Origin of the sequence: Rhodoferax sp. BLA1 (genome assembly GCF_013416775.1) — a bacterium.
In the GTDB taxonomy this organism is placed as follows: Bacteria; Pseudomonadota; Gammaproteobacteria; order Burkholderiales; family Burkholderiaceae_C; genus Rhodoferax.
The window spans coordinates 394,021-420,057 of sequence record NZ_SZVI01000001.1; the positions used below are offsets into that span (position 1 = coordinate 394,021).

Below are 26,037 nucleotides of genomic sequence, written 5' to 3' on the forward strand. Positions count from 1 at the left end.
ATCAACGCTTTTCAAGTGCGGCCGGAGGCCAGCTTTCAAGTTTCATTCCCAGGGTCAAGCCACGAGACGCCAAAACTTCCTTGATTTCATTCAGAGACTTACGTCCCAGGTTAGGTGTCTTCAACAACTCGTTTTCAGTGCGTTGGATCAGATCACCAATGTAGTAAATATTCTCTGCTTTGAGGCAGTTGGCTGAACGAACCGTCAACTCCAACTCATCAACCGGGCGCAACAACACCGGGTCAAACTGGGCATTACCCCGAGAAGATGGAGAAACGATGGCATCAATGTCGCCACCTTCCAGCTGTGCGAACACGGCCAATTGCTCAACAAGAATTTTTGCTGACGCTCGCACGGCATCTTCAGCTGAAATTGCGCCGTTGGTTTCAATGTCAAGAATCAACTTGTCAAGATCGGTACGCTGCTCAACACGAGCGCTTTCCACGGTGTAACTCACGCGACGAACCGGGGAGAAGGACGCGTCCAAGACAATACGCCCGATGGACTTGGAAGACTCATCACCGTGACGGCGCAAAGTGCCAGGCACATAACCGCGACCTTTTTCAACCTTGATCTGCATATCCAGCTTGCCACCGGCTGCCAAATTGGCAATCACATGCTCAGGGTTCACAATTTCAACGTCGTGCGGCGTCTGAATGTCTCCTGCAGAGACAACACCTTCACTGTCTTTGCGCAAACTGAGTGTCACCTCATCACGGTTATGCAACTTGAATACAACACCCTTCAGGTTCAAAAGGATGTTGACAACGTCCTCATGTACACCATCGATAGAAGAGTATTCGTGCAACACACCGGCAATCGTCACTTCAGTTGGCGCATAACCAGGCATGGAGGACAACAGCACCCGACGCAACGCATTTCCCAAAGTATGGCCGTAGCCGCGCTCAAAAGGTTCAAGCACCACTTTTGCCCGGTGCGCTGACAGTTGTTCAACTTGAACTGCTTTTGGCTTTAACAAACTACTTTGCATGAATTTTCCTCTCAATACCCCCGACTCGTTACATCGGTAAGGCTGACTAGACGACCAAAGGCCTGTACAGGCCTGTATCTCAAACCCGTAACTGACTCGGCTTAGCGTGAATACAGTTCAACGATCAAGGATTCATTCACATCTGCCGCAAACTGGTCACGGTCAGGGATAGCCTTGAAAACGCCTTGCACCTTCTCTGCATTGACATCAACCCAGGCGGGCATGCCAACCTGTTGAGCCAACTGCAACGCCTCAACAACGCGATTCTGCTTAGCTGACTTTTCACGCACAGACAACACATCACCAACCTTCACCATGTAAGACGGGATGTTGACTGACTTGCCGTTGACGAGAACAGCTTTGTGCGACACCAATTGACGCGCTTCAGCACGTGTAGAACCAAAGCCCATGCGATAGACCACATTGTCCAAACGCGTTTCCAACAAGAACAACAGGTTAGAACCTGTATTGCCCTTGCGACGATCAGCTTCTTCAAAATAACGGCGGAACTGTTTTTCCAACACACCGTACATGCGTTTGACTTTTTGCTTCTCCCGCAGCTGCAGACCGAAGTCGGAAGTACGAGCACCAGAAGTCCGGCCGTGCTGACCAGGCTTGGAGTCAAATTTTGCTTTGTCCCCAATAGAGCGACGTGCGCTCTTCAAGAACAAATCGGTGCCTTCACGGCGAGAGAGTTTGGCCTTTGGGCCTAGGTAACGTGCCACTTGAAATCCTTTAAATCAGCTACCGCAAAAAAGCGGGAGCCACGGTAGAACCGTGGCGGTGGGCTTGGTTGAAAAATTAGATACGACGACGCTTTTGAGGACGGCAACCGTTGTGCGGCACCGGCGTCACGTCTGCAATCATATTGATGCGAATACCGAGCGCGGCAAGTGCACGAACAGAAGACTCGCGTCCTGGACCAGGACCTTTGATTTCAACATCAAGGTTCTTAATGCCCTGCTCAATAGCAGCCCTGCCAGCAACTTCAGAAGCAACTTGAGCCGCAAATGGTGTCGACTTGCGTGAACCTTTAAAACCTTGACCACCAGATGATGCCCAAGACAACGAATTGCCTTGTCTGTCAGTGATAGTGATGATGGTGTTGTTGAATGACGCATGGACGTGGGCGATACCATCAGCAACATTCTTGCGGATTTTCTTGCGGACACGTTGTGCTGCGTTATTGGCGGGTGCTTTTGCCATAGTTATCTTTCAGTCAATGTCATTTTTTGAGGGACGCTGCGGCCTTACGCGGCCCTTTACGCGTACGCGCGTTGGTACGGGTGCGTTGACCACGCAACGGCAGCCCGCGGCGGTGGCGAAACCCCCTGTAGCAACCAATGTCCATCAAGCGCTTGATGTTCATGGTTGTTTCGCGACGCAAGTCGCCTTCAATCGTGAACTTGCCAACTTCATCACGCAGTTTTTCGAGCTCTGCGTCCGTCAGATCTTTGATCTTCTTAGAGAAGTCGATCCCACAGGCCTCACAGATCTTGCGTGCGCGACTACGACCAACACCAAAAATGGCAGTCAAACCAATTTCAGAGTGCTTTTGCGGCGGAATATTAATACCAGCGATACGTGCCATTTTGTTCCTCTATAACTCTTGCAATTAACCCTGACGCTGTTTGTGGCGAGGATCTGTACAGATCACGCGAACAACACCTTTGCGCCGAATAATCTTGCAGTTACGGCAAATTTTCTTAACCGAAGCCGAAACCTTCATTTCATTCTCCTAAACAATTCCAAACAATAACTTGTTACTTGGCTCTAAAGACAATTCTTGCTCTGGTCAAATCATAGGGTGTTAACTCAACCGTGACTTTATCCCCAGGCAATATCCTGATGTAGTGCATCCTCATTTTCCCGGAGATATGACCCAGCACAACATGGCCATTTTCCAATTTCACTCTGAAGGTTGCATTAGGGAGATTTTCAACTATCTCACCTTGCATTTGAATAACATCGTCTTTTGCCATAATCAACATTTCAAGAAGACTTGAAATTAGCCTTCTTTAATAAAGATTCATATTGCTGGGACATCAAATAGTTTTGAACTTGTGCCATGAAATCCATAGTCACAACAACAATAATCAACAGTGAAGTACCACCAAAATAGAATGGAACGTTGTATTTCAAAATCAAAAATTCAGGCAACAAGCAAACCAACGTGATATAGATCGCGCCAACAAATGTCAAACGCAGCAAAATCTTATCAATGTACTTAGCGGTATTTTCACCAGGGCGAATACCAGGAACAAAGGCACCGCTCTTTTTCAAGTTATCTGCAGTTTCTTTGCTGTTAAACACAAGCGCGGTGTAGAAAAAGCAGAAAAATATAATCGCTGCTGCATAAAACATCACGTAGACAGGCTGCCCCGGTGACAAAGAGCCAGCAATATCTTTCAGCCAACGCATTGACTCACCGGAACTGAACCAACCTGCGATAGTAGCCGGCAACAGAATAATCGACGACGCAAAGATCGGAGGGATAACACCTGCCATGTTCAGCTTCAAGGGCAAATGAGAAGACTGACCACCGTAAACCTTGTTACCGACCTGCCGCCTGGCGTAATTCACAAGAATTTTTCTCTGTCCTCGCTCAACAAATACCACAAAGTAAGTCACCAAGGCAACAAGAACAATGATGAACAAAGAAACAATGATACTCATCGCGCCAGTTCTAACCAGCTCCAGCAATCCACCGATGGCGTTAGGCAAACCTGCAGCAATACCACCAAAAATCAAAATCGATATACCATTACCCAAGCCACGTTCAGTAATTTGCTCGCCAAGCCACATCAAAAACATCGTACCCGCAGTCAGGGTCACAACCGCTGTCACACGAAAACCAAAGCCAGGAGAAATCACCAAACCAGCTGAACTTTCCAAGGCTACTGCAATCCCCAGAGACTGGAACAAAGCCAAACCGAGCGTTCCATACCGCGTATATTGAGTGATTTTGCGACGACCAGCTTCACCTTCTTTTTTCAACTGTTCAAAGGCTGGCAATACATACCCCATCAACTGCATGATGATCGATGCAGAGATATAGGGCATGATGCCCAATGCGAAGATAGTAAACCTGGACAATGCGCCACCTGAGAACATGTTGAACATGCCCAGAATGCCGCCCTGTTGGCCGTTGAAGAATTGTTGCAACTGCGCAGCATCAATGCCAGGCACAGGGATATGTGCACCAACACGGTAAACCACCAATGCCAGCAACAAAAATATAAGACGACGACGCAAATCGCCGTACTTATCTGTCTTAGCTACGGATGCCGAACTCGTTGCCACGTGCAATTATCTCGAATACGAATTAAGCCAAGGAGCCGCCAGCGGCCTCGATAGCCACTTTTGCTGCTGCAGTAGCACCAATACCGGTCAGTTTGACTGCTTTTGTCAATTCGCCAGTTTTGATGATTTTGACCACTTTGGCAAGTTCGCCCACCAAACCAGCTTGCTTGAGAACAACCAAATTCACTTCAGCAACATCAAGCAGGTTCAGAGCAGACAACGTGACTTCAGCGTTGAATTTGAGCAAAGCAGATTTGAATCCACGCTTGGGCAAACGGCGTTGCATAGGCATTTGACCGCCTTCGAAACCCACCTTGTGGTAGCCACCAGCACGAGATTTTTGACCCTTGTGTCCACGACCAGCTGTTTTACCTAGACCGGACCCGATACCACGGCCAACTCGCCGCTTGTAATGTTTAGCGCCATCAGCAGGCTTAATGCCATTCAATTCCATCATGAACCTCTTAGAGCACCTTGACCAGATAACTGATCTTGTTAATCATGCCACGCACTTCAGGCGTATCAACCAACTCGCTGGTGCTACGCATCTTGCGCAGGCCCAGACCACGAACGGTTGCTCGGTGGGACGCTGCACAGCCAATCGGGCTACGCACCAGTTGAACTGTTACTTTTTTTTCGATCGTCATCTAGATTCTCCAATCAAGCAAACAGGTCTTCGATGGTCTTGCCGCGTTTGGCTGCAACCACCGACGGGGTTGTTGCATGCGACAGGGCATCGAGCGTTGCACGAACCATGTTGTAAGGATTGCTGGAGCCATGGCTCTTGGCAACGATGTCAGTGATACCAACCACTTCAAACACCGCACGCATAGGACCACCAGCAATGATGCCGGTACCTTTAGGAGCAGGCGCCATCATCACAGATGCTGCACCGTGTTGACCCATCACCTTGTGATGTATCGAACCGTTCTTCAACGAGACTTTCGTCATGTTGCGGCGGGCCTCTTCCATTGCCTTCTGGACAGCTGCAGGCACTTCTTTCGATTTGCCTTTGCCCATGCCAACAGTGCCATCACCATCACCAACAACAGTCAGTGCTGCAAAGCCAAGAATACGACCACCCTTGACGACTTTGGTCACACGGTTGATCGCGATCATTTTTTCGCGCAAACCGTCCTCAGGACCCTCAGCCTTACCCTGCATCTTCGCTTGTACTTTAGCCATCTTAATTTCCGATCTGCTTAGAACTGCAAGCCAGCTTCACGTGCTGCATCTGCCAGCGCTTTGACGCGGCCATGGTACGCAAATCCCGCCCGATCAAATGCCACCTTCTCAACACCAGCTGCCTTGGCTTTTTCTGCCACACGCTTGCCGATAATTTGAGCTGCAGCCACGTTGCCACCTTTGCCCGATGCGCCCAAAGACTGACGCACTTCTGCTTCGGCTGTTGAGGCAGTGGCCAATACTTTGGAGCCGTCGCCAGAAATCACGCTGGCATAAATGTGCAAATTGGTGCGATTCACTGTCAAGCGCGCTACACCCTGGTTCGCGATCCTGATACGGGTCTGACGAGCTCTGCGAAGACGCTGTTCTTTTTTGGTCAACATAGTGCGGCTCCTTATTTCTTCTTCGTTTCTTTGATCGCGACTTTTTCATCCGCATAACGGATGCCTTTGCCCTTGTAAGGCTCAGGCGGCCGAATGGCGCGAATTTCAGCAGCAACTTGACCAACGCGCTGGCGATCAGCACCCTTGATCACGATTTCAGTAGGTGTCGGTGTTGCCACAGTAATGCCCTGAGGCATATCTTTGTTGACAGGGTGTGAATAACCGACCACCAAATTGAGCTTGCTACCTTGGGCTTGCGCCTTGTAACCGACGCCCAACAAGGTCAGCTTCTTCTCAAAACCTTTGCTGACACCAATCACCATGTTGTTGACCAACTGGCGATAGGTACCGGACATGGCATCCGCTTCACGAGAGTCGTTAGCAGCTGTAAAGCTCACCTTACCGCCTTCGCTAACCACTTTGACCAGGCTGTTTTGAGCCAACGACAACAAACCACCTGCACCCTTGACGCTCACTTGCGTCTCAGACAAAACCACTTCCACCCCAGCAGGAATGGCAACCGGCATTTTTCCAATACGAGACATGTTCTGTTACTCCTAAATGTCACGCATCAGGCGACGTAGCAAAGCACTTCGCCACCGACACCGGTAGCGCGGGCTTTGCGATCAGTCATCACACCCTTGGGCGTTGTGACAATCGCGACGCCCAGGCCGTTTTGCACTTGCGGAATCGCATCGCTACCGCGGTAGACACGCAAACCAGGGCGGCTAACGCGCTCAATACGCTCAATAACCGGGCGACCAGCGTAATACTTCAAAGCAATTTCAAGCTCTTGTTTACCGTCTACGGTATTGACTTTGAAGTCATCGATATAACCTTCGTCCTTCAGAACTTGGGCAATTGCGACTTTCACCTTGGAAGAAGGCACGCGAACAGAAGTCTTGGCAACCATCTGCGCATTGCGAATGCGCGTCAACAGGTCGGCAATAGGATCACTCATACTCATATCTATGTCTCCTGCCGCTTACCAGCTGGCCTTGACCATGCCGGGGATTTCTCCAGCAAAAGCCATTTCACGAATTTTGGCCCGAGCCAAACCAAACTGCGCAAAGGTGCCACGCGGGCGACCAGTGATTGCACAACGGTTACGCTGACGAGTCGGGTTGGCATTACGAGGCAACATTTGCAGACCCAAGCGGGCAGCAGCACGCTCTTCATCGGTGCGCTTGGCATCGTTGGAAATCGCCTTCAATTCCGCATGTTTTTTTGCGTACTTGGCAACCAGTTTGTCTCTTTTGAGCTCACGCTCGATTAAAGCCATCTTAGCCACAGATCACCTCAGTTCTTGAAGGGGAAACGGAAACCTGCGAGCAGCGCCTTGCACTCATCATCGGTTTTGGCCGTTGTTGTGATACTGATATTGAGACCGCGCAGGGCATCCACCTTGTCGTACTCAATTTCAGGAAAAATGATTTGCTCTTTCACGCCGATGTTGTAGTTACCACGGCCATCAAAAGAACGACCCGAGATACCACGGAAATCGCGCACCCGAGGCAAAGCCACAGTAACAAAACGATCCAGGAACTCATACATCTGAGCGCCACGCAAGGTCACCATGCAACCAATAGCTTGGTTTTCACGAATCTTGAAACCAGCGATCGCCTTCTTGGACATCGTCACCACAGGCTTCTGACCAGCAATCTTGGTCAAATCGCCCACAGCGTGATCCATCACCTTCTTATCAGCAACCGCCTCACTCACACCCATATTCAAGGTGATCTTGGTGAGGCGAGGCACTTCCATTGGTGACTTGTAGCCATATTTGGCCATCAACTCAGGAGCCAGCTTTTCCCGATAGAGTTCTTGCAAACGAGCCATGTTCATGCCACCTTGATTTCTTCGCCGCTTGACTTGTAAACACGAACATGTTTGCCGTCAGCCTGCAACTTGATACCAACCCGATCAGCCTTGCCAGTTGTCGCATTAAAAATGGCAACATTGGACTGGTGAATCGGCATGGTCTTTTCAACAATACCACCAGCCTCACCCTTCATAGGATTGGGCTTGGCATGCTTTTTAACCACATTGACACCCTCAACCACCAGATGAGAGTCATCACTGCGCAGCGCAACCTTGCCGCGCTTACCCTTGTCACGACCCGTCAACACGATGACATCGTCGCCTTTGCGAATTTTGTTCATGAGGAGTCCTTACAAAACTTCAGGAGCCAAGGACACGATCTTCATGAACTTCTCAGTACGCAGTTCACGGGTTACCGGCCCAAAGATGCGGGTGCCAATAGGCTCCAGCTTGGCATTCAGCAGCACCGCTGCATTGCCATCAAATTTCACCAAAGAGCCATCACTACGACGGATACCCTTGGCAGTGCGCACCACAACAGCACTGTAGACATCGCCCTTCTTGACGCGCCCACGTGGAGCAGCTTCTTTGATGCTCACTTTGATAATGTCGCCAACACTGGCGTAGCGACGCTTGGATCCGCCCAGCACCTTAATGCACAGAACGGACTTCGCGCCGGTGTTGTCGGCGACTTCGAGTCGAGATTCGGTTTGGATCATTTGTTTATTCCCAACTTGCACCAGAAACCTAAGCCTGCACAACGCAAACCGCTTTCCGATCAGTCTTGGGCCCGTTGCACTCGGCGTGAACCACTCACACCGTCAGCTTTGGGCAGACACTTCATGCTTTTTCAAGCGAAGCCACGTATTATGCATTGAAAAGTTCAGTCAGTCAAAACTTTTTTGCAAGTTACAACAAAAAGCCTTGGCAAAGTCATCCACAACATCTCACGACATCCCGCACGCGGTGGCTCTTTTGCACATAACCCGGGCTTCTGGATGCGACGAAGTCAAGTCGCCCCCCAAGCAGCGACAGATCAGCACAGGGGCACGCGGGAGACAACTTGCATTCAACCTCGCAGATGAGCTACGGTCTTCTTCCGACTTGACGGCTGGCCCAAAACCGATCCGTTTTCAAGCGTCTTGCCCACCCCAACTCCGAAGGAAATGTGTAAGCCCAATTGATTAGACTCGTTGTTTTCCACAATCAAGCAGCGGTCCTGTCACCGCCTATATTTATGAGCGAGCGCATTGCATTTATCGGTGGCGGCAACATGGCCAGCGCCATCATCGGCGGACTGATCAAACAGGGCGTTTCACCGCAAAACATCGACGTGGTTGAGCCGTCAGAGGAAGCGCGTCAGCAACTCAGCGACAGTTTTGGCATCACCGCCCAGGCTCAGGCCAACCCGAGTCTGGCCACAGCTTCCCTCGTGGTGTGGGCGATCAAACCCCAGGCGTTCAAGGACGCCGCCGTGGCGGCTGGCCCTTTCACCGGCAACGCCTTGCATCTGAGCGTGGCTGCGGGCATCCCCACGGACAGCATGGCCGCCTGGCTGGGTACCCAGCGCGTGGTGCGTGCCATGCCCAATACACCCGCGCTGATTGGCAAAGGCATCAGCGGGCTGTTTGCCCGCGCGGGCGCCAGCGCGGAAGACCGTGCCCAAGTGGAACGGGTGATGGCAAACACAGGTGAGTTTCTCTGGCTGGATACCGAAGACAAACTCGACGTGGTCACCGCCCTGTCCGGTTCCGGTCCGGCCTATGTGTTCTATTTCATGGAAGCCATGACCATGGCGGGCACCGAGATGGGGCTGAGCCGGGAACAGGCCGAGCACCTGGCAGTCGCCACGTTTGCCGGTGCCAGCGATCTGGCCCAAACCTCGGCAGACAGCCCCCAGGTGCTGCGCCAACGTGTCACCTCCAAGGGGGGCACCACGTTTGCAGCCATTTCCAGCATGGAAGACAACGACGTGCGCGCCCTGTTCATTGATGCCATGTACGCCGCCCGCGAACGCGCCAAAAAACTGGGCGCCGAATTCGGCACCGCATAAAACGGGGCTCGCACTGACTAGGCGCCCGAAATCACAGTGCCTCGGCTGCCGAAGGACTACGGCAAGCGCAAGCTGTTTGTGGCTGAAACAGCTTGCGCTGCCCTCTCCACCCTGCGCCGCCGCCGCACCCAGCCGTTTGGGGCTCACCCCAGCAGCACAATCAGCCAGATGGCCGCCATGTTGAGCAGGCTGACCAGCTGGGCGGCGCTGCCCAAGTCCTTGGCGCGCTTGGCCATCGGGTGAACTTTGAGCGAGGTGTGATCCACAGCAGCTTCGATGGCCGAATTGATGAGCTCCACCACGATACTGAACACATGGGCAAACACAATCAAGACCCGGTCATGGGCTGACAGGGGCAGCCAGGCCATCAGCACCAAGCCGACCAGCGCCAACAGGCACACCTGCCGAAAGGCTGCCTCGTCGGCCCAGGCGGCTTGTAGCCCTTGGAGGGAATAGGTCGCGGCGTTCACGATACGGCTCAAGCCCGTTTTGCCCTTGAATGGGCTCTTTTCACTGTCTGACATAGACACTCCAGAAGCTTGTGATGTGGTTTTGAATCAGGCCAACAACTTGGACCTGAACCGCCAGGTGAGACCCGGCGACGTGGGGAGCATGCGGCGTCATGACACGGCGTAGCCAGCCGCAATACCAGCAAACACCGCAAACCCCAGCCAATGGTTGAGCCGAAAAGCCTTGAAACACCCCTCACGGCTTCGGTGGCGGATCAGGCTGTAATGCCAGGCAACTTGCACCAGGGCCACACCCATTGCCACCAAATAAATAGCACCCAGCCCTTTATGCATAAGGGCTACATGCCAAATTCCTATGAATAACAGGTAAAACAGCAGCACCGCCGGCACATCCAGGCGCCCCAGGGTGATGGCCGAGGTTTTGATGCCAATCTTCAAGTCATCGTCGCGGTCGACCATGGCGTATTCGGTGTCATAAGCCAACACCCAGAACAGGTTGCCCAGCATCAACCACCAGGCCAGCGGCGGCACCGCACCCTGCACTGCGGCAAAGGCCATCGGAATGCCCATGCTGAACGCCAGCCCCAGCACGGCCTGTGGCATCGACACCCAACGCTTGGCAAAGGGGTAGATCAGCGTCACCGCCAGCGCCGCAAATGACAGCAGCACCGTGATGCGGTTGGTGGTCAACACCAGAGCAAACGACAGCAGCGCCAGCACCGCCCCCACGCCCAGTGCCTCTTTGACCGAGAGCACCCCACTGGTCACCGGGCGCTGCGCCGTGCGTTTGACGTGGCGGTCAAACTCGCGGTCGGCCACGTCGTTGACACAACAACCCGCGCTGCGCATCAGCACCGTGCCCAGCACAAACACGGCCAGCAAATGCCAGCCCGGAAAACCGCCCGCCGCCACCCACAAGGCCCCCAGTGTGGGCCACAGCAGCAGCAGCCAGCCGGCCGGGCGGCTCCAGCGGATCAGATCCAGATACAAGCCCAATTTCTTCTGCCAGACACTCACGCTGCGCCCCTCACAAACCCACTTGCCGCAAATCCAGACGGCCACCCAACATCGGCGGACACCAGAAATGGGCGCCGGTAACGGGACGTGAAATAACAAACATGGCATCCACCAGACCATCATCCAGCCCCGCCATGCGCCGCATCTGAACCTCAAACGCATCAAACGAACGGCCAAACGCCACAAACACCAGCCCAGCCTGCTCACCCTGCACCCAGGGCATGGAGCGGCGCAACACGAAAGCCTCGGGGGTGAAACTCTCTTGCGCCGTGCGTTTGACGTGGGCAGATTCGGGGGCGTCATCCAGCTCCTCACTGTCGCTGCGACGGCGGCCCACGGTGTGGTCCTGCTGCTCGGGGCTCATCGCCTCAAAGGCATCCAGGTTGTGCCGCCATTGCTGCACCACCATAAAACTGCTGCCATCGAGCCCTGGCCCAGCGCCCTGTACCAATGCCGCCTCTAGTGCTGCATCGTCCACCGGGTTTTCCAGGCCGTCTTCATAACCCGTCAGATCCAGCCCGTGGCCTTGTGGCCCCCGCCCGTGGCGAAAACCATCGATCACCTGATCAAGCGTCAAACCCGGTGCCAGCGCCTGCTGCAGACGGCGGGTCAGGTGCATCAGGTCGCCCAAGTCGTCACCACGCAGCCAGCAACACAGGGCGCTGGGCGTGGCTGGCACAAACACGCCCGGGCCGGACAAAGCGGTGAACCCGCGCAGCCCCGGCACCTCGGCGCCCAACAACTGCACCAGCTCCGGCCCCAGACCGACCAGCACCTGCGTACCGTTGGCCAGCGCGGCCAGCCGGGTCAGGGCACTGCGCACCAGATCGACCGACACCGACGCCACCGAAAAAAACACATACCGCCCCAACTTGGGAACCTCTGCCAGCACCGCTGGTTGACACTCGACCATGAACTCCACTCCAGATTGATTCAATATTGATAGCTATTAGCTCAGGAAAGACGGCGAACACCGGGCAATTCGCACGCATAGATGGCGTTGCGCAGTGCGGCAATTGCCTCGTAGCGGGTGAAACTGCGGCGCCAAGCCAGCACCACCCGGCGGGTGGGCGGGTCACCGGCAAAGGGCAGGTATTTAATGAACGGCTCCTCATCGCGTTTGCGTTTGGAGCTGGGCTCCAGCGCCTCCTTGGGAACACTCAAGCGTGGCACCAGGGTGACGCCCATGCCAGCGGCCACCATGTGTTTGATGGTTTCCAGCGACGAACCCTCAAAACTTTTGCGGATGCCCTCGGCATTGGCCGAAAACCGTGCGAACTCGGGGCACACCTCCAGCACATGGTCGCGGAAACAATGGCCCGCGCCCAGCAGCAGCATGGTCTCGTTTTTGAGCTGCTCACTGGTCACACTGGCCTGGCTGGCGAGCGGATGGTGGGTGGGCACCGCCGCCATGAACGGCTCGTCATACAGCGGCGCCAGCGCCAGCCCGGCGTCGGGAAAGGGCTCAGCCAGAATGGCACAGTCAATCTCGCCGGTGCGCAGCATCTCCAGCAGCTTGACGGTGAAATTCTCCTGCAGCATCAGCGGCATCTCGGGCGTGTGCTCGATCACCTGGCGCACCAGCGCAGGCAACAAATAGGGGCTGATGGTGTAGATCACCCCCAGGGTCAGCGCCCCGGCCAGCGGGTTTTTGCCACGTTTGGCGATCTCCTTGATGGCCGCAGCCTGCTCCAGCACACTTTGCGCCTGGCGCACGATGGCCTCACCCAGCGCGGTAACCGACACCTCGTTGGCGCTGCGCTCAAACAGCTTCACATCCAGTTCTTCTTCGAGCTTCTTCACTGCCACCGACAGGGTCGGCTGCGACACATAACAGGCCTCGGCGGCTTTGCCAAAATGCCGCTCACGCGCCACCGCCACGATGTATTTGAGTTCAGTCAGGGTCATGGGGCTATTGTCTTATCAGAATGGTGGCTTGCTTTGGGGCTGGATCAAGAGGCGGCAAGCACCCATCAAGCCTTCAGAAACTCGGCCTTGCCACCGAGCCAACGCAACACATGCTGCTGGGCCAGCGCCGGGTGCTGGTCCAGCATCAGGGGTGCCAGCTCGCGCGCCCAGGCCAACAGGCCCGCGTCAGCCACCACATCGGCAAATCGTAAGAGCGCCGCACCCGACTGGCGCGCACCCATGAATTCGCCCGGGCCACGGATCTCGAGGTCGCGCCGGGCGATCTCGAAGCCGTCGTTGCTCTCGGCCATGGCGCGCAGCCGCTCACGCGCGGTTTCACTCAGGCGCGGTGCATCCCCGGTGGAATACAGCAGCACACAGGCGGATGCTGCCGCACCGCGCCCGACCCGGCCGCGCAGCTGGTGCAATTGGCTCAGGCCGAAACGCTCGGCATGTTCGATCACCATCAGGCTGGCATTGGGCACATCCACCCCGACCTCGATCACCGTGGTGCTGACCAGCACACCCATCTGGCCACCGGTGAACAGGCTCATCACCGCCCGCTTCTCGGCCACCGGCATGCGCGAATGCAGCAGGCCCACCATCACCCCGGGCAGCGCGGCGCTGAGCTGGGCATGGGTCTCGGTGGCGTTGCGCAGGTCCAGCGCCTCACTTTCTTCGATCAGCGGGCAAACCCAGTAGATTTGCCGCCCCTCGGCAATCTGGGCCCGGATGCGTGCCACCACCTCATCGCGGCGGGCGTCGTTGACCACCTTGGTGATGATCGGTGTGCGTCCGGGCGGCAGCTCGTCAATCGTGGACACATCCAGATCGGCGTAATAACTCATGGCCAGCGTGCGCGGAATCGGCGTAGCCGTCATCATTAATAAATGAGGTTCCCCCCCCGTTGCTTGCTCACTACCCCGATATTGGCCGACGCCAATATCGCTTGTAGCCGCCTCCCCTCTCGAGGGGGCGACACCCTGTGGCCCGGCAAAGCCGGTTCCACGGTGTCCCTGGCTGAATACCGCAGCATCGCCGTCGTTGGTCATCTTGCCACGCAGGGCCAGGCGCTGGGCCACCCCAAAGCGGTGCTGCTCGTCGATGATGGCCAGCGCCAGCCGGTGGAATTGCACCTTGTCTTGGATGATCGCGTGGGTGCCCACCACCAGCTGCGCCTGGCCACTGGCAATCAGCGCCAGCATCTCGCGCCGCTCTTTGGCCTTCTGGCTGCCGGTGAGCCAGGCCACGGTGATGCCCAGCGGATGCAGCCAGCCGACCAGTTTGGCAAAGTGTTGTGTCGCCAAAATTTCGGTGGGCGCCATCAGCGCACACTGCCAACCGGCGTCGATACACACCGCGGCCGCCAATGCCGCCACCACGGTTTTGCCGGAACCCACGTCACCTTGCAACAGGCGGTGCATGGGCATGGTCTGGTGCAGGTCGTGGGTGATTTCTTCGCAGACGCGGCGCTGGGCGCCGGTCAGCGCAAACGGCAAGGTCGCCAGCAGGCGCTCATACAGCGGCTGGCGCGCGGGGTGGCCGCTGTCTTCGCCCTGCAGGAGCGATGACAAAGTAAGCGCATCGTCCGTTGTCAGCGCGGGTGCGCGCAAGACCGCGCGCTCGCGTTTAGCCTGCAATTGCGAGAGCTGCTGCGCCAGCAACTCCTCGGCCTTGAGCCTCTGCCAAGCCGGGTGGCTGTGGTCCTGCAGCGCGGCCAGCGTCACATCCGGCGTCGGATGGTGCAAAAATGAGAGCGATTGGCGCATATTCCACTTGGGCTGCAGGCCAATTTGACTCAAATACACCGGGGGAATGGTGTCGACCAACTCGGCACGCGCCAGCCCGGCGTCCACGGCCCGACGCAGGTAGGCCTGGGACAAACCGGCCACCGTCGGGTACACCGGCGTCAACGCGGTGGCCAGTGGCCCACCAGCGGGCTTGAACGTTGGGTGCATCATCGTCAGCCCGGCAAAACCACCCCGGATTTCACCACGCACCCGGATCTGGTTGCCCACCGCCAGGGCCTTTTGTTGCGAGGGGTAAAAGGTGAAAAAGCGCAGCAGACAGGTGCCGGTGCCGTCGTCCAGCGTGACCAGCAGCTGGCGGCTACCGGAGATCCGGACCTCGCAGTGGCGCACCGTGCCTTCCACCTGGGCCTGCTCACCCTCACGTACATCGCGCAGCTTGACCAGGCGGGTCTCGTCCTCGTAACGCAGCGGCAGATGCAGTGCCAGGTCAATCGGCCGATCCAAACCCAGCTTGCGCAGGGCTTTCTGCGGGCCGCTCAGCGGCTTGGTCGGCTGCGCGGCGGCAGAGGTGGCGGACGGCTTGGGCATGTGCCGATTTTGCACGCGCTGCAGGTGGCGCTGTGGCCTCGTCCTCTCACGGGGATACAGCCTGAGCGCGCAACCGACTCAGGCTGACAAAGTCTGCGGCGCTCTGGGCCGCCCCAGCCGACTGAGTTTTTGCTCCACCAGATGGTAAAAAGCCGCCCCCGCCAGATTACAGGCCAGCCAGGCCACCAGCACCCCCGCCGACTGCACCCAGACATCGTCCGAGCCATACCGTGTGAACCAGGCGTTGACCACCAGCGCCACCGGGAAATTCAGCAAAAACACCGAGTAAGAAATTTTGCCCAGGTAGGCCAGCACCGGGCTGCGTGGCCAGCTGTAGAGCCAACCCTTGCGCAAGGACCAAGCCAGCACCACGGCCACCGTGAGCGCCAAGGCAATACGTGTGCGGAAGTCAACCACCAGCGCCAGCAGCGTCAACAGCACCAGCGCCCACATGCGCCAGCGCCGCGCCCGCCCCGAGGGCAGTTGGCTGAACCAGTACGCCAAAGCCCCCAGACCATAGGCACCAAAAAAATAGACCGCCCAGTTGTCCCAATCGGCATCGCGGTTGAAATAGAACAAGGAGGCCAGCCCCAGCCCCCACACCAACGCCCGGGCCAAACGACGCCGCCGCGTGGACGGTCCGTCAGACCAGCGTCGGGCGGCCCAGAGTAACAACAACAACAGGGCAAACAACTGGAAATCAATCGCCACATACCAGACCCCGGCTGAGAGCGCATCCACGTCCAGCACACTCTGCAGCAGCAACACATGGCTGACAAACTGCCAGAGTGTGGGCGGGTCGGGCAAGGAGTCGTGCTGCATCCAGTGGCCGGCCAGTTGGGTGCAGGCGATGGCCACCAGCAGCGCGGCGATGTAGGGCAAGGCCACCCGCACATAACGCTGCCATAGCTGGGTCAAGGGCTTGGCAGTGACCAGCACCGCCTCGGGCGCCAAGCTGCGCGCTGCCAGAAAACCGGCAATCACCAGGAACACCTGCACCGCCATACGGGCGTCCTGGCTGAACCAGGCCACCAGATCGGGGGCCAGCAGATAGGCGCCATCGGACAGCGGGCCATAAAAGGCCAGGTGATGCAGGACGATCAACTGTGAGGCGACCGCTTTGAACGCGTCCACCAAGGGCAGACGCTGGCGCGGCGCCGGGCGGGCGAGGGTAAGAAGTGAAGACATGTGATGGGGAAAGAGGCTGCTTGCGAACGGTGCGCATGGCCAAAGCAGCGTGGCCGACCTGGACCAAACTGAGCCGCGAGCCACCAAGCACAACGGCGCGCACAACACCACTCAACACTGGCAGCACGTCCTCTGACCCATGGCCGACCCAAGCTCGGCAAGCACCTTCGCAAAAGGGTCTACTTTACTTGATGAACAACCTGGCCTGGACCAGGCAGCCCCCTCAGCCTCGACCTGCTGAGCCCCTCCTGTGACGGCATTCAAGCAACCGGATGAGACGCCACTTCCGCAACAGCGGGCAACCCCAGCGGCAAGATGGCCTTGATGGTGGTCCCGTGGCCAACGGCAGAGTTGAGTTCCAGCCGACCTTGCAGCGCATGCATGCGCTGGCGCATGCCCGACAAACCATGGCTCGCGTTTTTGGTTTGCCCTGCGTCAAAACCGACACCATCGTCGCTCACCACCACCTCAATATGGTTCCAGTAGTTTTTGACCAACACCTGCACCCGCGTGGCTTGGGCATGTTTGGCAATGTTGGTGAAGGCCTCTTGCACCAGACGGTACACCCCCAGTTGTTGCCCCTCGTCCAACTCAACCTCATCCACACTGGTTTCCACCGTCAACTGCGTGTTGGCTCTGAACTCCTGCGCCAAAATCTCCAGCGCAGCGGACAAGCCCAGGTTGGACAAAGACGAGGGGCGCAAATCCTCGATGATTTTTCGCTTGATGGCGATGCCGGCATTGAGTGTGCTTGTCAGGTGGCTCAGTCGCTCGTGCAGGTCGGGTGGGTCAGCTGGCAACCTGGATTTGACACGCGCCACATCGAACTTGGCCGCCGTGAGCAAGGAGCCCAGCTCGTCATGTAGTTCCCGTGCCAGTCGCTCGCGCTCACGTTCCTGCACATTGATCAGATGGTTGGCCAGCCGCTCCAGCTCAGCGGTACGCAGTGCCACCAAGCCTTGCAGTTTGGCTTTTTCATGCTGCAGATCTTGGGCACGCTTTTGCGAGGCCTCGTGCAACTTGGTCGAGCCGCGTAAATACAGGCCAAACGCCAGCAAACAAAAAAGCGCCGAGATCAAGAAGCTCAGGCGCGATGCCTGCAAACTTTGCTGGAGCTTGCTGGTTTGCCGTGTCAAATCTTGGGAAGCCGACTTCAGCAACGCATCCGAGGCCGCACGCACGGCGTTCATATACTGCCGCCCCAGTCCGGTTTCCATCACGGTCTGCCAGGGTTCGTGTTCAGCGCCGGACTGGCGCAGCTGGATCGTGAGCTCCAGTTCTGCCAATTTGCGCGAAATGGCGCGCGACAACACAGCGAACTCAGCCATCATTCGGCCATTCGTCATGACCAGCGCGCGCAGGTTGTTGAGCGATGCCTCGACCGCAGTCACGGCTTGGGTATACGGCTGCAAATAACTCGGGTCGCCGGTGAGCATGTAACCCCGTTGCCCGGTTTCGGCATCCAGCAACAGGCGCTGCACATCGTAGATCCTGGTCTGTCGCTCAGCGACAACAGCATTGTTGTGAGAGGCTTCACTGGCGGCATCAAAATTGAGTTCATTCGCTACGATCAACAATACAGCGACCATCACCGCCAAGCCCAGAATCACGGGTTGCTTGGACAACCACTTGCGGGCCACTTTAGTCCAACCGTGTTGGCGGACACTGTCAATCACACTGAACCAATTCCCGTATGTACGCATCATTCGTCTCACTGCCAGCCCTGATGCAAATTGCGCTTGACCGCAGGGCGCTACGGACTTGAGCTGCGCCGCCATCATAATTGGCCCCCTACCGCATCATGACAAACATCAAAATTGCCATCATCGACGACCATGCTTTGGTGCGCAGCGGTCTGCGAGGTTTCTTCACGGACCAGCCCGACATTGAAGTTGTCGCCGAAGCCAGTGATGGCGCACAGGCGCTGGACGTGGTGCGTCAACACCAGCTCGATGTCTTGATCCTGGACATCTCCATGCCCAAACAGTCGGGCATGGACGTGTTGGCCCGGATCCAAGCGCACGCGCCCGATTTGGGTATCCTGATCTTGAGCGGTTACCCCGAGGAACACTACGCCGTGTCCTTGTTACGCCGTGGCGTCAGTGGGTACCTCAACAAACAATGCGAACCCGAAGACGTCTTGACGGCGGTACGCCGTATTGCGGGTGGCAACCGCTACATCACGCCCCAGATTGCTGATCTGCTGGCAGGCCAGCTGAACCGGCCAAACGACGCAGCAGCGCATGAGCAACTGTCCGCGCGCGAGCTGCAGGTGTTGTTGCGCCTGGCCAAAGGTGAAACCGTGGGGGATATTGCCCAGTCCTTGTTCCTGAGCGCCAAGACCGTCAGCACCTACCGCACCCGCATCCTGGAGAAAATGGGCTTGGCCTCGAACAGTGATCTGACCTACTACGCCCTGAAAAACGGGCTGCTGGATTGAGGGCGGCTCAGGGCAGCTTCACATCTTGACCCACTTGACGGCAGTAGTCGATCAGCGCATCGACGTCTTGCGACTTGTCAAACACACGATCCACCCCCAAACGCAAAGCCTGTGCACGCATCTCAGACGTGGCGTAGTTGGACAACACCAGCACCCGCTGTTTGGGTGAGCGCCCAGCGCAGGCACTGAGTACAGGCAGACCTGATCCACGCTTGAGAAAAATGTCCACGATAGCCACGTCCCATCCGTCAGGGTGTTCGCTCAGCCACTGAGTCGCATCGGCCTGTTGCTCCGCAACACCCACCAGACAGGCATCCGCAAGGTCCGTCAGCATGTCCATCAAACTGACACGGATCGTCAAGCTGTCTTCAACGAGAAAAATGCGCAAGCTCACAAAAAAACGACCTCTCGTTTGACAAAACAACCGGCCAACGGGCTGGTTTGTGACATTCAGGATATCGGAAAACCAGCCCGAAAGCTGTAGGACAGAGCCGCAATTTGTGCGAATGAGGTCGTTGCAAGAAGGGGCCGGTCCAGTCACTTTGTAGGACAAGGCCCACAGCGCTTGGGGGTGGTGGCTGATAGCCCGGAAACAGGTCGGTGGGCATCATCCAAACCGACACCAACCACCAGGAGAGCACGATGCACATCCCCTCACGCCCCACTGGCGATCCACAGCAAAACCACTTCTTGGCTGCGTTGCCCGAGTCGGTGTGGACTCGCTGGCGTAACCAACTCGAGTTCGTCGACCTGCCTCTGGACAAATCCTTGTACACATCTGGCACCACCCCGGCGTACGTGTACTTTCCGACCACGGCCATCGTGTCCTTGCTGTACATCACACGCGACGGCGCATCCACCGAGATTGGCGCGCTGGGCAACGACGGTGTCATTGGCATCGATGCACTGATGGGCGCAAGCACCACGGCCACCCAAGCTGTGGTGCAAAGTACCGGGCACGGTTACCGCTTGAACGCACATGCGGTGCGACACGAGTTATCGCAAGGCGGCCCGGCCTTGCCTCTTCTGCTGCGCTACGCCCATGCCCAGGTGGCACAAATGGCGCAAATGGCGGTGTGTAACCACTTCCATTCGGTCGAACAGAAGTTCTGCCGACGCCTGCTGATTGGTCTGGACCGGTCAACCCAACGCGAGTTGACCATGACCCATGAACAATTCTCCAACCTGCTGGGGGTGCGGCGTGAAAGCATCACCGCTGCGGCGCACAAACTGCAGCTCAGTGGTGTGATCCGTTACCGCCGAGGTCACGTCATGGTGCTGGATCGGCAACGGTTGGAACGTGGGGCCTGCGAGTGTTATGCCGCAGCCAAGAAACAATACCAAAGCACGATGCCTCTGTCCTTGCCACTGGCAGCATAAAAAAAAGCGCGGGCCACAGCGGCCCGCGCTTTTGTCAGATTCGTCCTTAACGTGCAGCGGTCGCGCGTTCGGCCAGGAAGATCTCGATACGGCGGTTTTTGGCACGGCCCGCCTCGGAGTTGTTGTCCGCAATCGGTTCACGCGAACCCCGGCCATCGATCTGGATGCGGCGCGCATCCACACCACGCGATGCCAAGTACTCACGTGCGCTGACCGCACGGTTGATCGACAGCGGGTTGTTGATGGCGTCCGAGCCGGTGCTGTCGGTGTGACCAATGATGCGGATCTCGGTGTTGGGCTGACTCGACAGGCCCTGTGCAAACTGGTCCAGGATAGGCTGCAGATTGGACTTGATGTTGGCGCGCCCGGTGTCAAACGAGATATCGCTAGGGATGTTGAGTTTGAGCTGGTTGTCGTCCGTTTGGGTCACTGCCACACCTGTACCGGCGGTGGCCTGCTCCATGGCGGCTTTTTTCTTCGCCATCTGGTTCGACCAGATGTAACCACCCAAAGCGCCCAGGCCGGCACCAATGGCTGCGGACTTTTTGCTGTCACCAACGGCGGCGCCTGCCAACACGCCCACACCGGCGCCAATGGCCGTGCCACGTTGTGTATCAGACATGTTGGCGCAGCCACTGGCCAGCAAAGCAAAGGCGCACAGACCGGTGGTGGCCAGACGGGCAGGAGATGTAAATGAGGTCATGGTGATTCCTTGTGAGTTCGAAAACAAAACTTATATCACCCACAGGTGGCAACTTGCCGTGCGCCAGCGCACACAGCGCCAGCAAATCCCCGATATACAGACAGCGCGGAGCCTGGTGACAGCGGGCCTGCGAGAATGGCGGGTTGATCTACTTGGCACGGGGCCTGTCCGCCCCTCAAGCACCATGAACACACCCTCCCCAAGCGCCCCGCGCAGCTTCACCCTCAGTGACTTTGATTTCCAGCTGCCGCCCGAGCTGATTGCCCAACATCCGGCGCCCGAGCGCAGCGGCTCGCGCCTGCTGGACGGCCGCGGCGCCAGCCCGGTAGACCGTGTTTTCAGGGATTTACCGGCGTTGCTGCAACCCGGCGACCTGATGGTCTTCAACGACACCCAGGTCATGAACGCCCGCCTGTTTGGCGAAAAACCCACTGGCGGCAAGCTCGAACTGCTGGTGGAGCGGGTGTTGGGTGGCAACCAGGTGGCCGCCCACATGCGGGTCAGCAAAAAACCCGAGGTGGGCACCACCGTGGCCCTGGTGAGTGCACCCGGCAGCCAGGACCACCTGAGCGCCACGCTGCTGGGCCGCTGGCCAGATGAACAAGGCGCGCTGTTCCGCTTTGTGTTGTCCAACGACGCGGGTGACGACCCCTACACCCTGATGAGCCGCCATGGTCATGTGCCTTTGCCGCCCTACATCACCCACACCGACTCGGAAGAGGACGCCCGGCGTTACCAGACGGTGTTCGCCAAAAACCCGGGGGCGGTGGCCGCACCCACGGCGGCCCTGCATTTTGACGAGGCCTTGCTGGCGCAGATTGACGCCATGGGTGTGCAACGCGCCCAGGTCACGCTGCATGTGGGCGCCGGCACGTTTCAACCGGTCAAGACCGAGAACCTGTCCGAACACCAGATGCACAGCGAGTGGTACGAGGTGCCTGCGGCCACCCAGCAGGCGATCACCGATTGCCGGGCCCGTGGTGGTCGCATCGTGGCGGTGGGCACCACCACCGTGCGCACGCTGGAGTCCTGGGCGCAGTCGGGCACCAGCACTGGCGACACCCGCATCTTCATCACCCCGGGTTTTGAGTTCAAGCTGGTCGACGCACTGGTCACCAACTTCCACCTGCCCAAGTCCAGCCTGATGATGTTGGTGAGCGCCTTTGCGGGTTATGAGCACATCATGGCGCTGTACGCCCACGCCATCCAGGAAAAGTACCGCTTTTTCAGTTATGGCGACGCCATGCTGCTGACCCGCCAGCCTTAACGCAAACCAGGCAACTGGCCCAAACGCAGGAACTGCGTTTCACCACTGGCGCCACCCTCCACACCGTCGTTGTCGGTCACGGCAAACGCCTGACCGGTTACGTCCACCGCAAAACTCTCGACCTTGTCGAGCACATGGCCGTGCTGCTTTTGCAAATCGGGCACCAGATCACGCACCAGGCGCTTGTGCACCACCGGCACCTTGCTGTCGCCAGGCGCAGCAGGTTGCAACCCGGTCACCGAGAAGGCTTTGAGTGTTTTGAGGGACTGGTCGCCAAACTGGTTGTCACGCTCGATCACCACAAAGGTGTCGTTCCCCACGGCCGTGATCTCCGACAACCCGACCCAGCCACCGGCCACCGCCGTGTTATCGAGCGGGTAATGCAGTACACCCCAGGTCTGGGTGGCCGGGGTGTAGCGCAGAATCTTCACCATCCCCTTGGGGTCGTCCTTCCACTCCCGCTGTACCGCCAGCCACACCTGCTCCTGTGCACCTTCACCGGTGGTGGTGACCCCTTCCAAGCCAAACCGCACGGCGTGGCGGCTCAGGCTCTCGGGCAAGCTGATTTCTTCCTGCACTTCACCCTTGGCATTGACCCGGACCAGCATGTCTTTGAGAGGACCTGACTTCTTGTCAGGGTCACCCTCGGAGGCGATCCAGAAACCGCCGTCGGCACGCCGCGCGATGCCTTCACCGTCAAAACCCACCGGTTTGCCATCCTTGGTCACGCTGATCGCAGCGGTGACCAGTGCCGGGCTGAAACTGGCGTCGATCTGCAGGATGCGTGTTGTGGCATAAGCACTGTCGGTCACCGCCCACAAACGCCCTGCTTTCTGGCGATCGGCTGAGAAGCCAGACAGCGCACCCCAAGGAATCGGTGTGCCGCTGGCGCTGTCGCTCGACATCAGCGTGGGATAGGCAGGCAGCTCGGCGCCACGCTGGTAAATCATCACACTGGCACGGGCCGCACCGTCGTTTTCACTGGCCACCACCAGCAGATTGCGTTGCGGGATGGCCAGCACACCTTCGGGGCCACTGCCAGCGGGCAAGGCCTGCAGGTACTGCGGTGACTGGCCAGCGCCCCGATCACGCCACACCGTGACCAGTGAGGATCGTTCCGAACCCACAAAAATCAGACGCTCCTTGCCAAACATACCCACCTCCACACTCTCGGGCTCATTGCCCTTGGCGCCAGAGCGTGCCTCCGGATAGTGGCCCAGGCGGATCGCCTCATGGTCCAGGAAGTTGCCGCTGTCCCAGGCCAGTGTGCCGTCGGTGTTAAAGATGGAAAAGCTGCGCGAGCCACCCTTGTAATCCCCTTCGTTGGCGGTGACAAAACGTTTGTCATCCAACCACGCCACCGCATCGGGTTCACGCAGCACACCGGTCAGGGAGTCAGTTGGTTGGATGTTGCCATCACGCTTGGTGTCGACCTCTTTGAGGTTCACCGTGCCCGCAGAGAAATGTTTAAGCACCGCCCGTTTGGCCACGTCCACCAGCACCAGGTGGTTGTTCTCTTGCAAGGACACCACAGCCACCCCCTGGCGATTGACCTTGACAAATTCGGGCTCCGGGTCCGTCGGCGCAATCTCGGCCAGGCCTGCCAGCGACACCGGGTGCAGCCGTGTGCAATCCGGCAAACCTTTGGCATCCAAGGGCACGATGCTCAGGTTGCCACCGGGCAGCTGGGGAATGGCGCCCTTGTTGCGCTTTTCATCACGTTCGTTCTCGATCACGATCACCGCATGTTTGGCCCCAGCATCCAGGGCAATCGAATCGGGCTGGCCGCGCAGCGGGCATTGGGCCACCAGCTTGCGGCTGGCAAAGTCCAACACCGCCAGATGACCTTCGGGCTGGTCAAACTGGCGCGTACTGCTCACCACAGCCAGGACCTTGCCGTGGGCAAATACCACCGAGGTCGGCTCACCCTCCACCGGCACAAAACCTGCTGGTTTGGGCTGAGACGGCTTGCTGATGTCAATAAAACCAATCCCCTGCTGTTCGGCATCGGTGTAGGCCAGCCAACGGCCATCGGCACTGGCGGCCACAATTTCAGCCACCGATTTTTTGCTGACGGCGCGGCCTTCGGGCACATTGCGGTAGGCCTCGAAAGTGGCCACGCGGTTGAAATAGCTACCCGTCGTGGCGGCGGGTTGTGCCAGAACGGGCATCAGGGCTTGTGCGCAAGCCAGCACCAGGGCAACCTGGATCAGGGAACGTGAACGTGGCATGGGGTTTTCCTAAAGTAGAAGGCAGGTGAGACAGCGCCTGCTGCCACCTGCTCAAGAGAAAATCCTATGTCGATCACGTGACGATTTGGTGACACTGGCCCGCGAACCTGCACCCGGCACGCGACGATGCCACGATCAAAGACAATAGCCCCATGCTCACATTCGACCTGCTCCATACCGACCCCGCCAACGCTGAAACTGGCTACGCGGGCTCCCACGCGCGCCGTGGCACCCTGACCCTCAACCACGGCGTGGTGCAAACGCCGATCTTCATGCCCGTGGGCACCTACGGCACCGTCAAAGGTGTGATGCCATCCAGCCTGGAAGACATGGGCGCACAAATCATCCTGGGCAACACCTTCCACCTGTGGATGCGCCCGGGCCAAGACGTGATGAAGAGTTTCGGCGGCCTACACGGTTTTGAGCGCTGGAACAAACCGATCCTGACCGACTCGGGCGGTTTCCAGGTCTGGAGCCTGGGCGCCATGCGCAAGATCACCGAACAAGGGGTGCACTTCTCCAGCCCGGTCAACGGCGACAAACTGTTCATGTCGCCCGAAGTGTCGATGCAGATCCAGACCACGCTGAACTCCGACATCGTGATGCAGCTTGACGAATGCACCCCATATCTGTCGGTGGAGCCCAAAACCAAGGGCCAGATCACCACTGAGCGCGAAGCCCGCACCAGCATGGAAATGAGCCTGCGCTGGGCCAAACGCAGCCAGGACGAATTTGCCCGGCTGGAGAACCCCAACGCTTTATTTGGCATTGTGCAGGGCGGCATGTTCGAGCACCTGCGCCAGGAGTCACTGGAAGCCCTGGTGGCAATGAACTTCCCAGGTTACGCCGTGGGCGGTGTCAGCGTGGGCGAACCCAAGGACGAGATGCTGCGCATCATGGCACACAGCCCACACCGCCTGCCGACCAACAAACCGCGTTACCTGATGGGTGTTGGCACACCGGAAGACCTGGTCGAAGGTGTGGCCCAAGGCGTGGACATGTTCGACTGCGTCATGCCGACCCGCAACGCGCGCAACGGCACGTTATTCACGCGTTATGGCGACCTCAAAATCCGCAACGCCCGCCACAAAACCGACCACGGCCCGCTGGACGCCACCTGCACCTGTTACGCCTGCAAGGGCCAGACCCGACCCGACGGCACAGTGAGCGGTGGCTTCAGCCGCGCCTACCTGCACCACCTGGACCGCTGCGCCGAAATGCTCAGCCCAATGCTCTCGAGCATCCACAACCTGCACTACTACCTGAACCTGATGAGCGAGATCCGCGCATCGCTGGAGAGTGGCACCTTTGGCGCCTTCCGCGCCCAATTCAAGGCAGACCGAGCGCGCGGGGTGTGA

General features: G+C 57.8%; 32 protein-coding genes. 5 read left to right on the plus strand and 27 right to left on the minus strand.

Features of this window, described 5'->3' with window-relative positions; translation table 11 throughout:
- Nucleotide 1: 1 nt before the first annotated feature.
- The 17 genes from rpoA to rplN all read right to left on the minus strand — a co-directional run bounded on the left by rpoA (nucleotide 2) and on the right by rplN (nucleotide 8,402).
- A complete protein-coding gene (gene rpoA / locus FDG13_RS01905; RefSeq protein WP_078365259.1) occupies nucleotides 2-991 on the minus strand; it encodes a DNA-directed RNA polymerase subunit alpha in 990 nt (329 codons plus the stop codon).
- Nucleotides 992-1,092: 101 nt separating this feature from the next.
- A complete protein-coding gene (rpsD, locus tag FDG13_RS01910; protein WP_180125113.1) occupies nucleotides 1,093-1,716 on the minus strand; it encodes a 30S ribosomal protein S4 in 624 nt (207 codons plus the stop codon).
- Nucleotides 1,717-1,792: 76 nt separating this feature from the next.
- The gene (rpsK, locus tag FDG13_RS01915; protein ID WP_078365257.1) at nucleotides 1,793-2,197 is read right to left on the minus strand and encodes a 30S ribosomal protein S11; all 405 of its coding nucleotides are present in this window, start codon (nucleotides 2,195-2,197) and stop codon (nucleotides 1,793-1,795) included.
- Between the two features lie 19 nt (nucleotides 2,198-2,216).
- Nucleotides 2,217-2,582, minus strand: coding sequence for a 30S ribosomal protein S13 (gene rpsM / locus FDG13_RS01920; RefSeq protein ID WP_180125114.1), 366 nt, complete (start codon nucleotides 2,580-2,582; stop codon nucleotides 2,217-2,219).
- Nucleotides 2,583-2,606: 24 nt separating this feature from the next.
- Complete coding sequence (rpmJ, locus tag FDG13_RS01925) at nucleotides 2,607-2,720, minus strand: 50S ribosomal protein L36 (protein ID WP_012348927.1); 114 nt, start codon at nucleotides 2,718-2,720, stop codon at nucleotides 2,607-2,609.
- 34 nt (nucleotides 2,721-2,754) lie between these two features.
- Nucleotides 2,755-2,973 (minus strand): translation initiation factor IF-1, encoded by a 219-nt coding sequence (infA, locus tag FDG13_RS01930; protein WP_078365256.1) that lies wholly within the window; start codon nucleotides 2,971-2,973, stop codon nucleotides 2,755-2,757.
- A gap of 10 nt (nucleotides 2,974-2,983) precedes the next feature.
- Nucleotides 2,984-4,294 (minus strand): preprotein translocase subunit SecY, encoded by a 1,311-nt coding sequence (gene secY / locus FDG13_RS01935; RefSeq protein ID WP_180125115.1) that lies wholly within the window; start codon nucleotides 4,292-4,294, stop codon nucleotides 2,984-2,986.
- Nucleotides 4,295-4,316: 22 nt separating this feature from the next.
- Nucleotides 4,317-4,748 carry a 50S ribosomal protein L15 gene (gene rplO, locus FDG13_RS01940; RefSeq protein WP_180125116.1) on the minus strand — a complete coding sequence of 144 codons (432 nt, stop codon included), beginning with the start codon at nucleotides 4,746-4,748 and terminating at the stop codon, nucleotides 4,317-4,319.
- 10 nt (nucleotides 4,749-4,758) lie between these two features.
- A complete protein-coding gene (rpmD, locus tag FDG13_RS01945; protein ID WP_180125117.1) occupies nucleotides 4,759-4,941 on the minus strand; it encodes a 50S ribosomal protein L30 in 183 nt (60 codons plus the stop codon).
- Between the two features lie 13 nt (nucleotides 4,942-4,954).
- Entirely contained in the window at nucleotides 4,955-5,479 is a 525-nt protein-coding gene (rpsE, locus tag FDG13_RS01950; RefSeq protein WP_180125118.1) for a 30S ribosomal protein S5, read from the minus strand.
- A 17-nt stretch (nucleotides 5,480-5,496) separates the two neighbouring features.
- Complete coding sequence (gene rplR / locus FDG13_RS01955) at nucleotides 5,497-5,862, minus strand: 50S ribosomal protein L18 (protein WP_180125119.1); 366 nt, start codon at nucleotides 5,860-5,862, stop codon at nucleotides 5,497-5,499.
- Nucleotides 5,863-5,873: 11 nt separating this feature from the next.
- Complete coding sequence (rplF, locus tag FDG13_RS01960; RefSeq protein WP_180125120.1) at nucleotides 5,874-6,407, minus strand: 50S ribosomal protein L6; 534 nt, start codon at nucleotides 6,405-6,407, stop codon at nucleotides 5,874-5,876.
- A 26-nt stretch (nucleotides 6,408-6,433) separates the two neighbouring features.
- Nucleotides 6,434-6,829 carry a 30S ribosomal protein S8 gene (rpsH, locus tag FDG13_RS01965; RefSeq protein WP_180125121.1) on the minus strand — a complete coding sequence of 132 codons (396 nt, stop codon included), beginning with the start codon at nucleotides 6,827-6,829 and terminating at the stop codon, nucleotides 6,434-6,436.
- A gap of 18 nt (nucleotides 6,830-6,847) precedes the next feature.
- The gene (rpsN, locus tag FDG13_RS01970; RefSeq protein WP_078365249.1) at nucleotides 6,848-7,153 is read right to left on the minus strand and encodes a 30S ribosomal protein S14; all 306 of its coding nucleotides are present in this window, start codon (nucleotides 7,151-7,153) and stop codon (nucleotides 6,848-6,850) included.
- 8 nt (nucleotides 7,154-7,161) lie between these two features.
- Entirely contained in the window at nucleotides 7,162-7,701 is a 540-nt protein-coding gene (gene rplE / locus FDG13_RS01975) for a 50S ribosomal protein L5 (RefSeq protein WP_078366923.1), read from the minus strand.
- Between the two features lie 2 nt (nucleotides 7,702-7,703).
- Nucleotides 7,704-8,024, minus strand: a complete 321-nt coding sequence (rplX, locus tag FDG13_RS01980; RefSeq protein ID WP_180125122.1) for a 50S ribosomal protein L24 — start codon at nucleotides 8,022-8,024, stop codon at nucleotides 7,704-7,706.
- A 9-nt stretch (nucleotides 8,025-8,033) separates the two neighbouring features.
- Nucleotides 8,034-8,402 carry a 50S ribosomal protein L14 gene (gene rplN / locus FDG13_RS01985; protein ID WP_075585457.1) on the minus strand — a complete coding sequence of 123 codons (369 nt, stop codon included), beginning with the start codon at nucleotides 8,400-8,402 and terminating at the stop codon, nucleotides 8,034-8,036.
- Nucleotides 8,403-8,920: 518 nt separating this feature from the next.
- Here rplN and proC point away from each other — a divergent pair.
- Entirely contained in the window at nucleotides 8,921-9,736 is an 816-nt protein-coding gene (gene proC / locus FDG13_RS01990; protein ID WP_180125123.1) for a pyrroline-5-carboxylate reductase, read from the plus strand.
- A gap of 143 nt (nucleotides 9,737-9,879) precedes the next feature.
- Here the strand turns inward: proC and FDG13_RS01995 are convergent, their stop codons facing one another.
- From FDG13_RS01995 to FDG13_RS02025, 7 genes are all read right to left on the minus strand, one after another.
- The gene (locus FDG13_RS01995) at nucleotides 9,880-10,260 is read right to left on the minus strand and encodes a diacylglycerol kinase (protein WP_180125124.1); all 381 of its coding nucleotides are present in this window, start codon (nucleotides 10,258-10,260) and stop codon (nucleotides 9,880-9,882) included.
- A 96-nt stretch (nucleotides 10,261-10,356) separates the two neighbouring features.
- Nucleotides 10,357-11,223 (minus strand): 4-hydroxybenzoate octaprenyltransferase, encoded by an 867-nt coding sequence (ubiA, locus tag FDG13_RS02000; RefSeq protein WP_370528137.1) that lies wholly within the window; start codon nucleotides 11,221-11,223, stop codon nucleotides 10,357-10,359.
- Nucleotides 11,224-11,233: 10 nt separating this feature from the next.
- Nucleotides 11,234-12,136, minus strand: coding sequence for a Dyp-type peroxidase (locus tag FDG13_RS02005; protein ID WP_180125126.1), 903 nt, complete (start codon nucleotides 12,134-12,136; stop codon nucleotides 11,234-11,236).
- A gap of 41 nt (nucleotides 12,137-12,177) precedes the next feature.
- Nucleotides 12,178-13,131, minus strand: coding sequence for a LysR substrate-binding domain-containing protein (locus tag FDG13_RS02010; RefSeq protein ID WP_180125127.1), 954 nt, complete (start codon nucleotides 13,129-13,131; stop codon nucleotides 12,178-12,180).
- Nucleotides 13,132-13,196: 65 nt separating this feature from the next.
- On the minus strand, nucleotides 13,197-15,470 hold the full coding sequence (gene recG, locus FDG13_RS02015; protein ID WP_180125128.1) for an ATP-dependent DNA helicase RecG: 2,274 nt from the start codon (nucleotides 15,468-15,470) through the stop codon (nucleotides 13,197-13,199).
- A 78-nt stretch (nucleotides 15,471-15,548) separates the two neighbouring features.
- The gene (locus tag FDG13_RS02020) at nucleotides 15,549-16,658 is read right to left on the minus strand and encodes an acyltransferase (RefSeq protein WP_180125129.1); all 1,110 of its coding nucleotides are present in this window, start codon (nucleotides 16,656-16,658) and stop codon (nucleotides 15,549-15,551) included.
- Nucleotides 16,659-16,918: 260 nt separating this feature from the next.
- A complete protein-coding gene (locus FDG13_RS02025; RefSeq protein ID WP_180125130.1) occupies nucleotides 16,919-18,334 on the minus strand; it encodes a CHASE3 domain-containing protein in 1,416 nt (471 codons plus the stop codon).
- 125 nt (nucleotides 18,335-18,459) lie between these two features.
- On the opposite strand from FDG13_RS02025, the gene FDG13_RS02030 reads away from it, so the two are divergent.
- The gene (locus FDG13_RS02030) at nucleotides 18,460-19,098 is read left to right on the plus strand and encodes a response regulator transcription factor (protein ID WP_180125131.1); all 639 of its coding nucleotides are present in this window, start codon (nucleotides 18,460-18,462) and stop codon (nucleotides 19,096-19,098) included.
- A 7-nt stretch (nucleotides 19,099-19,105) separates the two neighbouring features.
- Here the strand turns inward: FDG13_RS02030 and FDG13_RS02035 are convergent, their stop codons facing one another.
- Nucleotides 19,106-19,492 carry a response regulator gene (locus FDG13_RS02035; RefSeq protein ID WP_180125132.1) on the minus strand — a complete coding sequence of 129 codons (387 nt, stop codon included), beginning with the start codon at nucleotides 19,490-19,492 and terminating at the stop codon, nucleotides 19,106-19,108.
- Nucleotides 19,493-19,740: 248 nt separating this feature from the next.
- Between FDG13_RS02035 and FDG13_RS02040 the strand changes: the two genes are divergently transcribed.
- Nucleotides 19,741-20,478, plus strand: coding sequence for a Crp/Fnr family transcriptional regulator (locus FDG13_RS02040; RefSeq protein ID WP_180125133.1), 738 nt, complete (start codon nucleotides 19,741-19,743; stop codon nucleotides 20,476-20,478).
- A 46-nt stretch (nucleotides 20,479-20,524) separates the two neighbouring features.
- On the opposite strand, the gene FDG13_RS02045 is transcribed toward FDG13_RS02040, so the two are convergent.
- Nucleotides 20,525-21,181: an OmpA family protein gene (locus FDG13_RS02045; RefSeq protein WP_180125134.1), complete on the minus strand. Its 657-nt coding sequence runs from the start codon at nucleotides 21,179-21,181 to the stop codon at nucleotides 20,525-20,527.
- Between the two features lie 184 nt (nucleotides 21,182-21,365).
- Here FDG13_RS02045 and queA point away from each other — a divergent pair, with 184 nt between their 5' ends.
- A complete protein-coding gene (queA, locus tag FDG13_RS02050) occupies nucleotides 21,366-22,448 on the plus strand; it encodes a tRNA preQ1(34) S-adenosylmethionine ribosyltransferase-isomerase QueA (RefSeq protein ID WP_180125135.1) in 1,083 nt (360 codons plus the stop codon).
- Here the strand turns inward: queA and FDG13_RS02055 are convergent.
- Nucleotides 22,445-24,679 carry an esterase-like activity of phytase family protein gene (locus tag FDG13_RS02055; protein ID WP_180125136.1) on the minus strand — a complete coding sequence of 745 codons (2,235 nt, stop codon included), beginning with the start codon at nucleotides 24,677-24,679 and terminating at the stop codon, nucleotides 22,445-22,447. The genes queA and FDG13_RS02055 overlap by 4 nt on opposite strands.
- A gap of 152 nt (nucleotides 24,680-24,831) precedes the next feature.
- Here FDG13_RS02055 and tgt point away from each other — a divergent pair, with 152 nt between their 5' ends.
- Nucleotides 24,832-26,037 (plus strand): tRNA guanosine(34) transglycosylase Tgt, encoded by a 1,206-nt coding sequence (gene tgt, locus FDG13_RS02060; RefSeq protein WP_180125137.1) that lies wholly within the window; start codon nucleotides 24,832-24,834, stop codon nucleotides 26,035-26,037.

Excerpts from the sequence above, each read along its gene's own strand:
- rpoA (WP_078365259.1), bottom strand. The coding sequence starts at position 991 with ATGCAAAGTAGTTTGTTAAAGCCAAAAGCAGTTCAAGTTGAACAACTG.
- rpsK (WP_078365257.1), bottom strand. The coding sequence starts at position 2,197 with ATGGCAAAAGCACCCGCCAATAACGCAGCACAACGTGTCCGCAAGAAA.
- rpsM (WP_180125114.1), bottom strand. The coding sequence starts at position 2,582 with ATGGCACGTATCGCTGGTATTAATATTCCGCCGCAAAAGCACTCTGAA.
- rpmJ (WP_012348927.1), bottom strand. The coding sequence starts at position 2,720 with ATGAAGGTTTCGGCTTCGGTTAAGAAAATTTGCCGTAACTGCAAGATT.
- infA (WP_078365256.1), bottom strand. The coding sequence starts at position 2,973 with ATGGCAAAAGACGATGTTATTCAAATGCAAGGTGAGATAGTTGAAAAT.
- rplO (WP_180125116.1), bottom strand. The coding sequence starts at position 4,748 with ATGGAATTGAATGGCATTAAGCCTGCTGATGGCGCTAAACATTACAAG.
- rpmD (WP_180125117.1), bottom strand. The coding sequence starts at position 4,941 with ATGACGATCGAAAAAAAAGTAACAGTTCAACTGGTGCGTAGCCCGATT.
- rpsE (WP_180125118.1), bottom strand. The coding sequence starts at position 5,479 with ATGGCTAAAGTACAAGCGAAGATGCAGGGTAAGGCTGAGGGTCCTGAG.
- rplR (WP_180125119.1), bottom strand. The coding sequence starts at position 5,862 with ATGTTGACCAAAAAAGAACAGCGTCTTCGCAGAGCTCGTCAGACCCGT.
- rplF (WP_180125120.1), bottom strand. The coding sequence starts at position 6,407 with ATGTCTCGTATTGGAAAAATGCCGGTTGCCATTCCTGCTGGGGTGGAA.
- rpsH (WP_180125121.1), bottom strand. The coding sequence starts at position 6,829 with ATGAGTATGAGTGATCCTATTGCCGACCTGTTGACGCGCATTCGCAAT.
- rplE (WP_078366923.1), bottom strand. The coding sequence starts at position 7,701 with ATGGCTCGTTTGCAAGAACTCTATCGGGAAAAGCTGGCTCCTGAGTTG.
- rplX (WP_180125122.1), bottom strand. The coding sequence starts at position 8,024 with ATGAACAAAATTCGCAAAGGCGACGATGTCATCGTGTTGACGGGTCGT.
- rplN (WP_075585457.1), bottom strand. The coding sequence starts at position 8,402 with ATGATCCAAACCGAATCTCGACTCGAAGTCGCCGACAACACCGGCGCG.
- proC (WP_180125123.1), top strand. The coding sequence starts at position 8,921 with ATGAGCGAGCGCATTGCATTTATCGGTGGCGGCAACATGGCCAGCGCC.
- FDG13_RS01995 (WP_180125124.1), bottom strand. The coding sequence starts at position 10,260 with ATGTCAGACAGTGAAAAGAGCCCATTCAAGGGCAAAACGGGCTTGAGC.
- FDG13_RS02005 (WP_180125126.1), bottom strand. The coding sequence starts at position 12,136 with ATGGTCGAGTGTCAACCAGCGGTGCTGGCAGAGGTTCCCAAGTTGGGG.
- FDG13_RS02010 (WP_180125127.1), bottom strand. The coding sequence starts at position 13,131 with ATGACCCTGACTGAACTCAAATACATCGTGGCGGTGGCGCGTGAGCGG.
- recG (WP_180125128.1), bottom strand. The coding sequence starts at position 15,470 with ATGCCCAAGCCGTCCGCCACCTCTGCCGCCGCGCAGCCGACCAAGCCG.
- FDG13_RS02020 (WP_180125129.1), bottom strand. The coding sequence starts at position 16,658 with ATGTCTTCACTTCTTACCCTCGCCCGCCCGGCGCCGCGCCAGCGTCTG.
- FDG13_RS02030 (WP_180125131.1), top strand. The coding sequence starts at position 18,460 with ATGACAAACATCAAAATTGCCATCATCGACGACCATGCTTTGGTGCGC.
- FDG13_RS02040 (WP_180125133.1), top strand. The coding sequence starts at position 19,741 with ATGCACATCCCCTCACGCCCCACTGGCGATCCACAGCAAAACCACTTC.
- FDG13_RS02045 (WP_180125134.1), bottom strand. The coding sequence starts at position 21,181 with ATGACCTCATTTACATCTCCTGCCCGTCTGGCCACCACCGGTCTGTGC.
- queA (WP_180125135.1), top strand. The coding sequence starts at position 21,366 with ATGAACACACCCTCCCCAAGCGCCCCGCGCAGCTTCACCCTCAGTGAC.
- FDG13_RS02055 (WP_180125136.1), bottom strand. The coding sequence starts at position 24,679 with ATGCCACGTTCACGTTCCCTGATCCAGGTTGCCCTGGTGCTGGCTTGC.
- tgt (WP_180125137.1), top strand. The coding sequence starts at position 24,832 with ATGCTCACATTCGACCTGCTCCATACCGACCCCGCCAACGCTGAAACT.